This is a genomic window from Mycobacterium sp. 1482292.6 (assembly GCF_001672995.1).
Classification (GTDB): Bacteria; Actinomycetota; Actinomycetes; order Mycobacteriales; family Mycobacteriaceae; genus Mycobacterium; species Mycobacterium europaeum_A.
Window position 1 is genome coordinate 40,847 of the sequence record NZ_LZKV01000064.1, and the last position, 12,995, is coordinate 53,841.

Sequence of the window (12,995 nt, forward strand, 5' to 3'; positions counted from 1 at the left end):
CGGCAAATACGAACCACCGCGGCTCGATTGCAGCGTGGTGGTGTGCACCAACTCAGTTGACCCGGATGACGAGCTTGCCCAGGTGCTTTCCGTCGCGTAGTCGCTCGAATGCCGCTCTCGCGTCTGGAAATGCGAAGATTTCGTCGATGACGGGTGTGAGCCCGGTGGTAGTGACCGCCCGCACGAGACTGTGCAGCTGAGTGCGGTCGCCGGCCGTGATGGACCGCGTTGTTGCGTCACTGCCCTTGAGCAAGAAGTAGTCGATGCCGGGATTGTCCTCGCTCAGGAAGCCGATCAGGGTCGCTTCCCCCTCCCACGGCGACCGCCCGCAGTGACTGCTCGATGGTGGCCGGCCCGCCGACCTCGACGTCTCCGCGTTGGGGTGAGGGGACGGGCTCGTCGTGTAACTGCAGACCGTCCAGCCGGCCGTGGTAATCGAATCGGTATGCGCGCATGGCGACAGTCCTTTCACTCAGATCTCATTCGCGGATGAGATTCGTGTCGCTCATCACCGAAGTGTGAGTTTGTGTCGGGGCTCGTTGTAGGGGATGAGTTCATGACTACGTCCGGCGTGGATCTTGTTAACGATGTCGGGGTTTGCCAGGGCGGCACGCCCGATGGCTGCGATGTCGAACTCGCCACGTTCGTACTGGCGAACGAGGGTATGTAGGGACGCGATGTCCGCGTGACCGCCGGCCGTGGTGCCGGATTCGCCGATGGTCTTGGTCAGTGCGATCGATCCAACGGTAATAGTGGGACGGCCGGTGATCTTCTTGGTCCACCCGGCGAGGCTAAGTCGACCGTCGGCGCCGCGGAGGTCAGGGAAGGCCGCGTCATAATGTCGACGTGTCGAGGGATGAAAGATATCGACTCCGGCGGCGGTAAGCGGGCCGAGGACCATTTCCAATTCCCTTGGGGTGTCGGCGATCCGCGCGTCGAAGAGGTCGGCCTTCCACTGCGAGAATCGGAAGCTGATCACAGTGTCCGGTCCGAGTTCGCTGCGCAGGGCGCGGACCAGTTCGGACGGGAAGCGCGTCCTGTCGGCCAACGCGCCACCGTAGTGATCCGAGCGCTGGTTGGTGCGCTCCCATAAAAACAAGTCGGGAAGGTATCCGTGGGCGCCGTGCACTTCGATGCCGTCGAAACCCGCCCACTGCGCGTCGCGGGCCGCCTTCACGTAGCTCGCGATGATGTTGTCGATGTCGTTGGTGGACAACGCCTTACCGATAGGTTCGCCGTAGAAGTCGATTCCGGAAGGACTGGCGGTGGGGACGTCGGGGAAGAGACTGGGCTGGTGGCCCCGGTAGACGCCTGCGTGCAGCAGCTGGGAGAAAATTGCCGCACCTTCGTCGTGGACAGCCTCGACCACCGGCTTCCATGCCGCTTTCGTGTTGTCGTGGAAGTAGCTGAGCATGTCGAGGTCCGTCGCGGTGCTCGGGTCGGGGATCAGGGCTGATTCGGTGATCAACAGGCCCAATCCGCCCGCGGCGCGCCGCCGAAAGTAGGGGACGTATGCCGCGGTGGGTATGCCGTCGGGGGTGGCGTAGCGCGTCATCGGCGCGAGCGCGAACCGGTTTGGCAGCCGCAGCGAGCCTACCGACAACGGAGTCAGCAAGCCCGAGATGTCGACAGCGTCATCCACCTGAGACGAGTCAGGTGGGCGAAAGTTCTTCGTCATTCGATTCCTCTCGGCCGTTGATCAGGACGCGGTGTGTCGACTTGTGTCAGCTACCAGGTGAGTACGAGCCGGCCCCGCAGCCCGCCGGCCTCTAACCGCCGATGTGCCTCGGCGGCCTGCTCGGCGGGAAGGGTGTCCGCTACCCGCAGCGTCAGGACGCCGCGCTCCACGAGATCGCGCAGAGTGTTCAGAACGTCGGTGCGTGTGGTGTGCTCGGTCACGGATACCCTGTGCCAAGCGATGTTTCGTTCGGTGAGGCCGACGTGTTGGCGGGCCGAGGTGACGGCGCCGCCATCGCGGATCGCGGGAACGATCGCGTCCTCGTACAGTGCGGCGTCGACGACTCCGTCGACGCCGTCAGGTATCGCGCCACGGATGTGGTCGGCCACCTTGTCTCCGCGGCGGACCACAATGTCTGCCCCTAGCTCCGTCACCAACTGCTCATCGGTTTCAGCGGCATCCGCGATCACTTGCAGCCCTTGACTCTTGGCTAGTTGAACGGCGTAGCCGCCCAGAGCTCCGGCCGCGCCCGTCACCGCGACGGTGCCGCCGGCGGGGACGGCCAGCGCCTCGAGCATGGCGTAGGCGGTCAGCGCATTCATGAGAAGGGTGGACGCGGCAGCGGCTGTGGCGTTACCGGGTGCTCGCACAACCGAGCGAGCGTCGGTGACCACGTATTCGGCGTACGCGCCGACATCGCCCATCGGGCTGAGCGTCAGGCCGATAACCTGTTGGCCGATCGGGATCGCAGCGTCATCAGCGGACTCGTCGACAACACCGCAGAAGTCCCATCCCGGCACGTACGGCGGTTCGGGGTATTTTCCTCCGGGGAGCGTTTCTGGCGCATAGGTCCTGCGCATCCAGCCCGACCGGGCCGCTGTGTCGGCAGGATTGACAGCGCACGCCTGGACGCGGACGCGAACATGCCCGCGCCCTGCGTGAGGCTCCGGTAACTCCAAGACACGCAAGACCTCAGGAGCACCGAATTCGGTGTAACCGATCGCTTTCATACCGCCACAACCAATCATGGACGCTCCTATTCCCGAGGGTCGACATGTGCCATCCGATACGAACAATGAAAAGGGCAGGGGATCAGTGTGTTTCAAAGCAGTTCGACGCGCAGCAGCGCCGCATTGCGCACGATGCCGCGTGGGGGCGCGGTGGTGCCCCCGTCGGTGGTGACGTAAAACAGTCTTCCGCGCTGGTCGGGGCGCCGTCCCCAAGCGGCGCTGGACGGTCCGATCAGCGCCTCGTCGAAGGGGTCGCCGACGAGGTGGCGGACCTCGCTGCCGTGCCCGGGGTGCAGCGGTACCCGATCGATGGTGTTGGCGCGGTGGCGGGTGACGTAGGCGAACCCGGCGTCCTCGTCCACGCAGAAGTCGTCTGCGTTGTCGATCGCGGCGACGAACTCCGGCGCCGCGGCAGGGTTGCGTGTCACGGGGTCGACGGCGACCCGCATGAACACTTTCTGCGCGGTCGAGGTGTAGTACAGGTAGCCGGTTTGGGTGCTGTAGTGCAGTCCGTTGACACCCGGTTGGGGCGGCGGCGACAGGCCGCTGTCGGCGTCGAAGGCCATGGTGTCGTGCGTCAACCACACGTCGGCGGTGACCGCATGGCCGTCGCCGGCGAGGTCGACTCGCCAGATCAGGCCGGCGAAGCAGTCGGCGATCGCCAGCACGTCGGGGCCGAGCAGGCAGCTGCCGTTGAGTCCGCGGGCGCGTTCGTCGAACCGGTAAATGTTCTCCGGGATGACGGGTTGGCCGGGAACCCAGCCGGCGAGATCGACTCTGACAAGCAGAGATTCGTGGGTCGTGTAGGCCTCTGTGAGGCTGAGGACGAACACGTCTGCTGCAACTTCCACGATGCCGGTGACCGGATGGTCAAAGCGATGCAACAGGACGGGCTCCACCAGCGAATCGCTGTGGGCGGCGGGGACGTACCAGAGTTCCTTCTGCAGCACCGCGGTTATCAAGACGGAACCGTCAGCGCGCACGGCCAGGTTTTCCAGGAAGAAATTCTTCGGGAAGAGCGCCACGGGTACCAACGTGACCGTGGGCAGCGGTTCGTCAAGCATGGGTGGTCCTACCTTTCGGTGTCTTGTTGAACTTGCGCAGCATGTGCAGGCCACGGCCGCCCCCGAGGGGGTGGGGGAGCGTCACTGGTCCAAACCGGTAGCGTCGGCGGGCACGTCGAACGCGCCCAGCGTCAGGCACACCATGGTGAACCAGCCCAGCAGCACCGTCACGTCAACGATGCCGGCATCGCCGAGCATGTCCCGGGCACGCTGGTACAACCCCATCGGAACCAGGCGCTCTGCCAGCAACGCCGAGGCAAGCTCGTAGACCACCTGCTGGCGTGGATCGTTGAAGGATGTCGGCAACCCCGCGACCAACGCTTCGACGCGCCGCGCGTCGAGCCCGCCGTCCCGCTCGCCGATGATCTCGTGCTCGTAGCTGGCGTACGCGCTGCGCCACCGGCCGCACACCAGGTTGGTCGCTATCTCGATCTCCGCCTTACTCAGCGTCGAGCTGCGCTGGTAGTAAGCCCCGGTAGGCACGATCGCCTTCGACAGTGTCGGGTTGGCCAGCCAGATCTTGTGCGGACCCGGCACCAACCCCCGCAACTCGCGGGTGAAGTCATAGGCCTGCTTCATCTCCGGTGACATCGCGTGCACCGGCATCTCCACAAACCGGCCGAAAGTCCCGAATTGCGGTGTATCACTCATTGATTCATCCCTTCTTATAAACCGAACCACCACACGGTTCGGTGTTCAGATAAGAGAATGGGCGTTCATTTTTTTATGATGCCACCGCCGCTCGATGACGTCAAACGCGAACGATCGTGTGCGTTTGAGTTAGGGTGTGACGATGCCGAAGGTGTCACACGAGTACCGCGCCGAACGCCGCGCGCACATCCTGGCCGCGGCACGCAGGTGCTTTGTGCGTGACGGCTTCCATGGCACTTCGATGCAGGACCTCGTCGACGAGGCCGGTGTTTCCTCCGGCGCGGTATACCGCTACTTTCCCAGTAAGGACGCCGTCATCGAGACGATCGCCGCCGAGAATCTTGATCAGGTTGTCAACGTGATCCGCGCGTCGATCGGGGACGGCTTGACCGCGGAAGCGGCCATCGGTGCCGTCCTCGACTTCGTCACCGCCCGTCACGCCGAGGATGGATTTGCCGCGATCGCGTTGCTCGTCTGGTCGGAGGCGATGCGCAATCCCGTTTTAGCAGAACGACTCCGCGACTCGATCGCGGACGCGGCACGGCTCCTACGATCGCCCAAACGCCCCAGCCGTGACGCGGCGGCGATCACCGACCTGTTGTTGTGTGTCCTGCCCGGCTACCTGCTGCAATTGGCCCTCACCGGACCGGCCGCCGTCAAACGCATACCTCGAACCGTGGAGAAGGTCTTCGGACCATCGGCCTGACACCTAATTCGGCGCCGCGGGGCACCTAAACGGCGGCGAAGGGACGCTCGCGCTGCGCCGCATCGCCTATGTTTCGGGAATCCTTGCCCGAACGGAGTCGAAGATGCGCACCTGTGTCTGCGTTGCGGCCGCGGCCGTCGCGGTGGTGACGGCGGCGTGCGGTGGTTCACCGTATGTGGGCCTCTCGACGGTCACGTCCGGGCCCCACGCCACGACGGTCACGAGCCCGGTCTCGCACGCGAGCGCGGCCGCCGCCGACGCCTACTTGCGGTCGCTGGTCCCGACGCCGGCGACCGCGAAGAGGACCGACGGCCCCGATCCCATTCATGACGGCGGCATCCGTCTGCACTTCTTCGTCAATGGAGCGCCGGCCGAGGTGCTGAGCGCCTACAAGACCGCGCTTCTCGACGGGCACTGGACGCTGATCGTCGACAGTTCGAGCGATGGCAGGACGACGTATACCGCCAGGAACGGCAACACATTCGGGGTCTTCACCGCAGGAAGTTTCGGCGGCGCGACGGACATCGACGCCTGCGCGTGGCCGTCGGCGCCCGCCGACAAGGACTGTGCGCGCCGCGGATAACAGCCGAGGCGGCAAAATGCGAAACCACCCGCGCGGCAATCTCCACGCGGGTGGTTTCGTCACGCCGGCTCAGCTGACCCTGATGACGAGCTTGCCGAGATGCTTTCCGTCGCGCAGCCGTTCGAATGCCGCTCGGGCATTTGAGAATTCGAAGATTTCGTCGATGACGGGTGTGAGCCCGGTGGCGGTGACCGCCCGCACGAGACTGTGCAGCTGGGTGCGGTCGCCGACCGTGATGGACCGCGTTGTTGCGTCACTGCCCTTGAGCAAGAAGTAGTCGATCCCGGGATTGTCCTCGCCCAGGAAGCCCATCAGGGTCACTTCCCCTCCCACGGCGACCGCCCGCAATGACTGCTCGATGGTGGTCGGCCCGCCGACTTCGACGACGCGGTCGACGCCGCGGCCTTCGGTTAGTTCGCGTGCCCGTTGGCCCCATTGCGGGTCGGTGCGGTAGTTGATCACCGCGTCAGCACCCAACGACTGCAACATCCGTGCCTTGTCTGTGCTGGAAGTCGTCGCGATGACATGAGCCCCAGCAAGTTTCGCCAGTTGCACGGCGAAGACCGATACCCCGCCGGAACCGAGAGTCAACACGGTTTGGCCGGCGCGGAGCGGTGCGGGACCGCCCAGCGCGTTCCAGGCGGTGACACCGGCGCAGGGCAGCGTGGCGGCGTGTTCGTCCGCCAGGCCGGGTGGCACGGCGACGACCGATTCCCGGGAGACCACTTTGTATTCGGTGAGCCATCCGTCCTGGCCGCTGCCGTAACTGTCGGACTCTGCGGTCGCCGGGAGCGGTCCACCGAACCACCTGGGTTGAAATGTCCCGACCACCCTGTCGCCGGGGCGGTAGTCAGCGACGCCTTCACCGACCTCGACGACCTCGGCGACGGCGTCGCTGCACGGCACCAAACCGGTTTTGGCCTTCCGCACGTAGCGGCCCAGCGGGATCGCGATGTCGCGGTAGTTCAGCGAGACCGCTTTGATCCGCAACAGGAGTTCTCCGCGTTCGGGTGCGGGAACGGGCTCGTCGTGCAACTGCAGACCGTCCAGCCCGCCGTGATGATCGAATCGGTATGCGCGCATGGCGACAGTCCCTTCGGATGTGGGTTGGATCAATTCGAGATCGACCCGTGCAGAGCGTCGCGTGGCCGAGGTTGCGTCGGCTTGTTCAGCGATCGCAGTCATCCCACAGCACAACCAATTGCGTGCGGTCCTATTCCCGGCGATCGCACGGCTACCGCGGACAGCTCGAAGATAGCGGGCCGTGGCGAGCGCCGAGGTCAGGGCATTGCTTTGGCCCAGGCCATGTGCCCTTCGAAACCATAGGTTGCCGCCATCGTGCGGTAGCGGTCCCGGTGGTCGCGATAAGCTCTGACGTCGCCGTGTGCTTGCGCCAGCAGAGCGCGTAACCTAGCGACCCAGATGTCGGTCATGACGAACCCGGATTCGGTTGGCGTAGAAGATAAACGCTCGATCAGCGTCTCCGCTTCACCGATATCGGCGGCGGCACTCCTCTTGAGTAGCGCAGTCACGAGCGCCGAAATTGCGGCCCCGCGTAGCACCATTTCGCCGGACGCGATCAGATCATCGACGGTCGCGCGGCCGATTTCGACGGCGTGGTCCAGGTGCCCGGTGTCGGCTTCCATAACTGTCCTGTCGATGTCGACCATCGATACGCCGAGCAGGTTTCGCTGCAGCAGTAGGGCCGCGCGCCCGTCGGTGATGAGCTCTACGCCGGCACTGTGATCTGCTGGTGCGGTGCGCGTGAGGACAAGGCCGCGAGCCACCTGAGCGAGCGCCAATGCCACTGCGTCGCCAGACTTTTCGGCATGGCGCAACACGTCGTCGGTCTCAGCCAGCGCCGCGGCATCGGGTACCAGCAATCCGTTCGCGATGGACAGGGAGTAGCCCTAGGTGATCACGATGACGATCGCCGCATCGGCAAGCTCTCGCTGTATCGCGATGGCGCGTCTGAGATCCGCACGCCAAGAGCGGTCGCCGAGACACGCGCGGGCCATAGCCCGGTAGAGCACCGCGACCGCTAGTGGAGATCCCAACCCCCACCGCGCGATGTTGCCCTTGGATCCGTCGTCGGCCAGCAGATCGGTCACAGCCTGCGCCACGCGCAGCGCTTCGGCTACCTCACCGACATGCAGCTTGGCGAACATCGACGCCGACATCACCACGAAGATGCTCATCGGATCGTCGACGGAATCGAACAGGGCTATCTGTTCGGAAGCCAACCGCGCCGACTCGGTGTGACGGTTGGCCATCGTCAACGACAACTCGGCGCCCGATAGGCCGGCGGCCAGCAAAGCTTGGTTACCGGATGCGGTGCACAGCGTTCGCAGCTCGTCGAATATGGTCTCGTCAACGCCGGTGCCCGCCCGCCACGCTGTCTGGCACAACATCGCTCTGGGGTAACTGCGCAAAGTTGCACGATCGGGGAAATCGGCAGGAAGGGTGTCGGCCACCCGGCGAGCGCGTTCCCAGTTACGCCGCGCCGCAACGACATCGCGCCCCATCAGCCAGGCACCAGCCCGCATGCGCCAGGCGTAGGCGGCGGACAGGTCGTCGGCGGCTTCCCGGTGCTCGCCGATCAGCGCGGCGTTATCGTCGACGGATCCGGGATCCCGCTCCATCACCGTGGCCAGCCGGCGATGCAGCTCGGCCCGGTCGGATTTCAGCTGTGACTCGTAGGCGACCGCGCGGATCAGCGGATGCCGAAACGCGTACTGGGTGCGGGTGCCGGTCATCACCTGCTCGATCAGCTCGGCCTCGATCAGTGAATTCACGTCGGGGTTGGCGACCAGGCTGGCCAGCAATGCCGCATCGTGCCGGGAGCCGATCACCGCCGCGGCGTTCAGCGTCCTTTTCGCTTGGGGCGCAAGCCGATCGATGCGAGCGGCCAGAGTCGCCTGCAAAGTCGCCGGCACCCGAACGTCGGCCACATCTCTGGCGCACCGGTAGCTTCCTCGGCTGCCGTCGAGCACCCCACGTTCGGCCAGGTCCCGCACCATCTCTTCAGCAAAAAATGGGTTTCCGCAAGCGTTTTCGGCGATCAGGGTGGTGAGGTCGGTGACCGACCGGTCGTCGCCGAGTAGCTCAGCGACCAACGCTGAGGTCTCGGAATCACTCAGCGGCGCAAGGGCAAAGGTCTGGGCGCCATCGATAGTCGTCAACGCGCCACGGTATTCGGGGCGATAGGTAATAAGTGCCAGCGACGCGGTTCGGGGAACCACCGCGAGGAGGTCGGCCAGCATGGATTCGCTGGCCTCATCGATCCAGTGCACGTCCTCGATGACGTAGACCGCTGGTGTCCGACGAGACAACACCATGCCCCGGATCAGGGCGGTCAACCGCCGGCGTCGGGCATCGGGATCGATGGCGGGCAGCGTCTCGCCGGGAGCGGCGATACCGAGCAGGTCGTCCAAGAGCAACAGATCTTGCGGGTCGGCGGCGGGATTGTTTGCACGTATTCGGGTGCGGGCCGCGCCGTCGTCAAGGCCCCGTATGCCCGTCACCGACCGCAGCAATCGCGAGACCACCTGAAACGAGACCTCGCTGGTGTGCGATTCGCAGTAAGCCCGCGACACCTCGACTCCGAGTGTTCTCGTTGGCGCGGTGATCTCCTGCACCAACCGGCTCTTGCCGATGCCCGCGGGTCCGGCCAACGCAAGCACGCCGCCATGCCCGCCGGCGGCCCGAGCCAACAAACCTTCAGCGGCGGCGATCTCCCACTGCCGGCCAACGAGGCTCGACGCGGTGCCGACGGCGGGGGCATCACGTTCCGGCACGGCGATCAATCGATGGGCCTGGACCGGCTGATCGTTGCCCTTGATGTGGACCAGCTCCGGCTCGCCGAGGACCGCAGTGCGTTCGACCAACCGCGCGGTGGATGCGCTGAGCATCACACCGTTTGGCGGCGCCACGGACTCCATCCGCTGTGCCATGCCGACCTGGTCTCCGATCGCGGTGTAACCCAAAGCGGCCGAACCGATCTCACCAGCGATCACCTGACCCGAGTTCAGGCCGACGCGTAACTGCAACTCGACGGCATCCCGCTGGCTGACCGCGCCGGCCAGTCGACGCGTTGCCTGCTGCATGCCGAGCGCTGCAAGACATGCACGAACTGCGTGATCCTCCAACGCCGCCGGCGCACCGAACAACGCCATGATCCCGTCGCCGGTGAACTTGTCCAGCGTGCCGCCGTAACGCTGGACGACCGCAGCGGCCAGATCGACAAGTTCGACCATGATTTCCCGCAGGCGCTCCGCTCCCAGCGTCGCGGCGAGATCCATCGAATGAACCACGTCGGCGAACAGCACCGTAACTTGCTTGTACTCAGCCGAGCGGTCCGGGTGTGTGACGGGCATGCCGCACTGATGACAGAACTTCGAGCCCGGTGACAGTTCGGTGCCGCATGACCGACACGACCCCGCCGCCTGACGCGCGCCGCGAACCCGGTCACCCACATCGATATCGTTTCACCGCCGATCTACGGTGTCCGCGATATCGCGGTCAAGCCGACTTGACGGCCAGCGCATGCCCGTCGGGCGGGGCCGGAGTGAACCGGGTGGCCGCGCACCAGCTCCCTGTGACCTCGGACACACCGCGATCCTTTTTGTCGGTATGGCCATACCATAGCGTCATACCGTAGTGGGACTTCACCGAGATGGAGGGCGGCGGCCGTGCAACCGTGGCGCGACAAACTTTCACAGCTTCGAGACGCTGTTCGAGGGCCGGTCTTCACGGCCGATGATGCGGATTACGCCAGCGAAGTGGCGGTGTTCAACACGGCGGTACGGCACCGGCCCGCGGTCGTGGTCGGCGCCGCCGGCGCCGCGGACGTATCCGAGGCGGTGAGGTTCGCGGTCGAGCACGGTCTCTATGTCGCCGTCCTCAACACCGGTCACGGACCGACGGTGCCCGCCGACGCGGATACTCTGATGATCACGACCAGTCGGATGTCGGGCCTATTCATCGACGTCGAAAACCGTTGCGCGCGGGTGGAAGCCGGAGTTCGGTTCGGACAGCTGGTCGACGCCGCCGCGAAGTACGGGCTGGCTCCACTGCCGGGGTCATCGCCGGGAGTGGGTGTGGTCGGCTACACCCTTGGCGGCGGGGCGAGCGCGACGATGGGGCGCAAGTACGGCTGGGCGGCCGACCACGTCACTGACATCGACGTGGTCACCGCGGATGCCCAATTGCGCTGCGTATCAGCAGTATCCGAACCCGATCTCTTCGGTGCGCTGCTGGGCGGGAAAAGCAATTTCGGCGTGGTGGTCGCGATGAAGTTCGCGCTGTTCCCAGTGACATCGTTGTACGCCGGTGCACTGTTCTACTCGGGCGAACACAGCCGGCGCGTGCTGAAGGCCTTCCGCGAGCTCACCGCATCAGCACCCGATGAGTTGACGACGGGATTGGCGCTGCTCAATCTACCTCCCTTGCCCGGCCTTCCGCCCTTCATGCAGGGTCGCTTGACCGTATCGGTACGGGTCTCCTATGTCGGCGACCCGTCCATCGGTGCCCGGCTGATCGACCCGCTGCGTCGGGCGGCTCCGGTGCTGGCGGACGGTGTCGCCAGCATCCCCTACGCGCAGTTCGCCACCATCAGTAACGATCCAACCGATCCCGCGCCGGCGGTCGAGCATTTCGCGCTGCTTCGGGAACTGGGCCAAGACACCGTTGACGCCATCGTCGACGTGGCCGGCCCCGGATCCGGTAGCGCGATCAATATCGTCGACATCCGGCATCTGCAAGGGTCTTTCAGCAAACCCGCGGCTTTCCCCAACGCGGTGGGTGCGCGGGATGCCGCCTATGCCATGTTCGCCCTGACCGTCGTGCCCCCAGGCGACGAAGTGGCGGGCTATCGTAACTCGGGCCGCGAACTTGTTGCGGCGCTTGATCCTTGGCTGCACGACATGGCGAATCCGAGCTTCGTCGGCCCGGCGGACACGCCTGAGGACCGCACCCGCCGGGCCTATGCGCCCGACGTCTACGAAGAGCTGCGGACGGTCAAGGCGAAGTACGACCCGCGCAACACCTTCCGCCTCAACCACAACATCCCACCGCGCGTCGCTGTCTGAGACCGCGCATCGACAACGTCCGCCGGGGTTGCCAAAATCTGGTATTCTCGTACCATACAGCAATGCCCGTTGAACGCCGCGCCCGACGAGTCGGCGGCGCGCGCCGAGTCGCGGCCGTCGAAGCCGCTGCCGCAGTGCTGGCGGAGCGGGGCCATGAAAATACCCGCTTCGCCGACGTCGCGGCGGCCAGTGGCGTCGCCATCAGCACGCTGCAGAACTATTTCGGCTCACGCGAGGACATGCTCATCGAGGCGATGCGGCACGCCACGGAGATGGAGGTTGCCGCGTTCGAGGCGGTGGCCGACGCCGAAACCGATCCCTGGAATCGCCTGGTGGCGATGATAGATCGCAACCTGAACACTCCGTTGCGCAACCATCAGCTGCTCATCGAATTCTGGCGCTCCGGCATTCGCGACGCGGAATTGCGCGACTACGGCGAAGAAGGCTGGTCGCGCTACCGCGCGCCGTTCGTGCGCACCGTCATCGAGGGGCGCGACGCAGGTGTGTTCGCGCCGGTGGTCTCGCCCGAAGACGTCGTCGATTTGTTGTTCGCCACGCTCGTCGGAGCAATGATTCCCCGCGTGCTGCGTTTTCCGAACCCGTCGGCGGATCGATTTCGGACCTCGTTGCTTCGGCAGCTCGCCGCGATGCTGGGCAGAACCGGATACCAGTAGGCCACCCGGCCTGCGATCGTGGAGCCGATCGCCGACCGGGTGGCCGTCGTTGGTTCTCGACGTCTTTAGACGTCGTAGTACAGCGCGAATTCGTAAGGGTGCGGCCGGATTTGGACCGGCAGGATCTCGTTTTCGCGCTTGAAGTTGATCCACGTCTCGATGAGGTCGGGCGTGAACACGCCGCCCTCGGTGAGGTATTCGTGGTCTTCTTCGAGCCGGTCGATCACCGCGGACAGCTGGGTGGGCGCCTGCGGAATGTTGGCGGCCTCCTCAGGCGGCAGCTCGTAGAGGTCCTTGTCGACCGGGGCCTGCGGCTCGATCTTGTTCTTGATGCCGTCCAGGCCGGCCATCAACATGGCCGAGAACGCCAGGTACGGGTTGCCCGACGAGTCGGGGCAGCGGAACTCGAGACGCTTCGCCTTCGGGTTGGTGCCGGTGATCGGGATGCGGACACACGCCGACCGGTTGCGCTGGCTGTAGACCAGGTTGATCGGGGCCTCGTAGCCGGGCACCAGGCGCTTGTAGGAGTTCACCGTGGGG

At 65.2% G+C, this 12,995-nt stretch carries 12 protein-coding genes and 1 pseudogene; 4 read left to right on the plus strand and 9 right to left on the minus strand.

What is annotated here, in order from left to right; genetic code table 11:
• Positions 1 to 52: 52 nt before the first annotated feature.
• From A5624_RS27245 to A5624_RS05625, 5 genes are all read right to left on the minus strand, one after another.
• Positions 53 to 472 (minus strand): zinc-binding dehydrogenase, encoded by a 420-nt coding sequence (locus A5624_RS27245; RefSeq protein ID WP_082990490.1) that lies wholly within the window; start codon positions 470 to 472, stop codon positions 53 to 55.
• Between the two features lie 36 nt (positions 473 to 508).
• Positions 509 to 1,678, minus strand: coding sequence for a 12-oxophytodienoate reductase (locus A5624_RS05610; RefSeq protein ID WP_066862810.1), 1,170 nt, complete (start codon positions 1,676 to 1,678; stop codon positions 509 to 511).
• Between the two features lie 50 nt (positions 1,679 to 1,728).
• Positions 1,729 to 2,688: an NADP-dependent oxidoreductase gene (locus A5624_RS05615; protein ID WP_066862813.1), complete on the minus strand. Its 960-nt coding sequence runs from the start codon at positions 2,686 to 2,688 to the stop codon at positions 1,729 to 1,731.
• Positions 2,689 to 2,780: 92 nt separating this feature from the next.
• Entirely contained in the window at positions 2,781 to 3,752 is a 972-nt protein-coding gene (locus A5624_RS28920) for a hypothetical protein (protein ID WP_066862816.1), read from the minus strand.
• An 81-nt stretch (positions 3,753 to 3,833) separates the two neighbouring features.
• Positions 3,834 to 4,403 (minus strand): carboxymuconolactone decarboxylase family protein, encoded by a 570-nt coding sequence (locus tag A5624_RS05625; protein ID WP_066862819.1) that lies wholly within the window; start codon positions 4,401 to 4,403, stop codon positions 3,834 to 3,836.
• Between the two features lie 142 nt (positions 4,404 to 4,545).
• Between A5624_RS05625 and A5624_RS05630 the strand changes: the two genes are divergently transcribed.
• Entirely contained in the window at positions 4,546 to 5,109 is a 564-nt protein-coding gene (locus A5624_RS05630; protein ID WP_066862864.1) for a TetR/AcrR family transcriptional regulator, read from the plus strand.
• 103 nt (positions 5,110 to 5,212) lie between these two features.
• Positions 5,213 to 5,692 carry a hypothetical protein gene (locus A5624_RS05635; protein ID WP_066862822.1) on the plus strand — a complete coding sequence of 160 codons (480 nt, stop codon included), beginning with the start codon at positions 5,213 to 5,215 and terminating at the stop codon, positions 5,690 to 5,692.
• Between the two features lie 69 nt (positions 5,693 to 5,761).
• Here the strand turns inward: A5624_RS05635 and A5624_RS05640 are convergent, their stop codons facing one another.
• The 3 genes from A5624_RS05640 to A5624_RS05645 form a co-directional block, all read right to left on the minus strand.
• The gene (locus A5624_RS05640; RefSeq protein ID WP_066862825.1) at positions 5,762 to 6,775 is read right to left on the minus strand and encodes an NAD(P)-dependent alcohol dehydrogenase; all 1,014 of its coding nucleotides are present in this window, start codon (positions 6,773 to 6,775) and stop codon (positions 5,762 to 5,764) included.
• A gap of 197 nt (positions 6,776 to 6,972) precedes the next feature.
• Complete coding sequence (locus tag A5624_RS29435) at positions 6,973 to 7,575, minus strand: hypothetical protein (protein WP_369827440.1); 603 nt, start codon at positions 7,573 to 7,575, stop codon at positions 6,973 to 6,975.
• A 27-nt stretch (positions 7,576 to 7,602) separates the two neighbouring features.
• Complete coding sequence (locus A5624_RS05645) at positions 7,603 to 10,167, minus strand: adenylate/guanylate cyclase domain-containing protein (RefSeq protein ID WP_369827441.1); 2,565 nt, start codon at positions 10,165 to 10,167, stop codon at positions 7,603 to 7,605.
• A gap of 216 nt (positions 10,168 to 10,383) precedes the next feature.
• Here A5624_RS05645 and A5624_RS05650 point away from each other — a divergent pair, with 216 nt between their 5' ends.
• Entirely contained in the window at positions 10,384 to 11,781 is a 1,398-nt protein-coding gene (locus A5624_RS05650) for an FAD-dependent oxidoreductase (protein ID WP_082990493.1), read from the plus strand.
• Between the two features lie 62 nt (positions 11,782 to 11,843).
• Positions 11,844 to 12,455, plus strand: coding sequence for a TetR/AcrR family transcriptional regulator (locus A5624_RS05655; protein ID WP_066862831.1), 612 nt, complete (start codon positions 11,844 to 11,846; stop codon positions 12,453 to 12,455).
• A gap of 65 nt (positions 12,456 to 12,520) precedes the next feature.
• Here the strand turns inward: A5624_RS05655 and A5624_RS05660 are convergent.
• Positions 12,521 to 12,995: pseudogene (locus A5624_RS05660) on the minus strand (type I glutamate--ammonia ligase); the annotation flags it as partial.